The sequence below is a fragment of the Mesorhizobium sp. M8A.F.Ca.ET.021.01.1.1 genome, from assembly GCF_003998025.1.
Classification (GTDB): Bacteria; Pseudomonadota; Alphaproteobacteria; order Rhizobiales; family Rhizobiaceae; genus Mesorhizobium.
Genome location: NZ_RZSJ01000966.1, coordinates 1 through 1,129, shown reverse-complemented (window position 1 = coordinate 1,129; position 1,129 = coordinate 1). Strand labels below are relative to the sequence as shown.

Annotated in this window: 2 protein-coding genes; one reads left to right on the top strand and one right to left on the bottom strand. The window is 63.2% G+C overall.

Annotated elements, in window-relative coordinates:
- Positions 1 to 348, top strand: a 348-nt coding sequence (locus EOA36_RS35870) for a UTRA domain-containing protein (protein WP_127281274.1), incomplete at its 5' end; no start/stop codon positions are given.
- A 260-nt stretch (positions 349 to 608) separates the two neighbouring features.
- Here EOA36_RS35870 and EOA36_RS35865 read toward each other — a convergent pair.
- Positions 609 to 953 (bottom strand): RidA family protein, encoded by a 345-nt coding sequence (locus EOA36_RS35865; RefSeq protein WP_127281273.1) that lies wholly within the window; start codon positions 951 to 953, stop codon positions 609 to 611.
- Positions 954 to 1,129 lie beyond the last annotated feature (176 nt).

Here is a 1,129-nt window from a genome sequence, read left to right as displayed (position 1 = left end):
GTCCTGGGGCTTGAAGGGCTGCATTTTGCCGGCGAACGGCCTTTCGCTCTCGAGCAGCGGCTGATCAACCTGTCAGCGGTGGCCGAGGCAGCGGACGAGGCGTTCCTCGAAATCGCGGCGGGGCCGTGGCTGATCGGCCGCGTGCCCTGGAGCGAAGCCGAGCACCGCATCCGCGCCATGGCCGCCGACGATACGATCGCCGATTCACTCGACATCGATACCGGCGCGCCGTGCCTGGTGGTCGAGCGGCGAACATGGAGCGCCGAGCATCCAGTGACGCATGTGCGCTTCATCTATCCGGCGGAAAGCCACACGCTGGTGGCAAGGTTCACGCCGTCGCAGGGGTGAGTGCGCCCTCGCTTTCGTCATCCTAGGGCGAAGCAAGGAGCGAAGTGACGCGCGCAGACCCTAGGATCCATGCCGTGACGCTAAAGCTTTGCAATGTTTACAGAATTCTGCACCGCCGCGTTCCTCGACAAAGGTCACGGCATGGATCCTCGGGTCAAGCCCGAGGATGACGAACATCGGTGGGCTGGAGGGACAGCGCCCCCCTCTGCCTTGCCAGGCATCTCCCCCACGAGGGGGAGATCGGCAGCTGCACTGTCGGCTTAAATCGCAGCCGTAATAATGATCTCGACCAGATATTCGGGGCCGGCAAGCTTTGCCTCGCCGGTGGCGCGGGCGGGCGTGTGGCCCTGCGGTACCCACTTGTCCCATTCGGAATTCATCTCGGCGAAGGTGCCCATGTCGGCCAGCCAGATGATCGCCTGGACGATCTTGGTCTTGTCGGTGCCGGCCTTGGCCAACAACCCATCGATGGTCGCAAGGATGTCGCGGGTCTGCGAGGCGACGTTGCCGCCGGGTTCGCCGACCTGGCCGGCCAGATAGACTGTGTTGCCGTGGATGACGATCTGGCTCATGCGCGGGCCAACATCGATGCGACGAATGCTCATTGCGAGGTTCCTTCCGTTGTGGTCGCGCCTCTTTAGAGTCGCCGTCCGCTTCGAGCAAGGCCGCCTGAACCGAAACCGTTTGAGCCAATCGCTCCATCCAGGGCCAGGCGCGTACACGGCGAGTTGACCACCGCGTCGCAATTCCGCCGGATTGGCTTGTTGACTAATGTAATAAC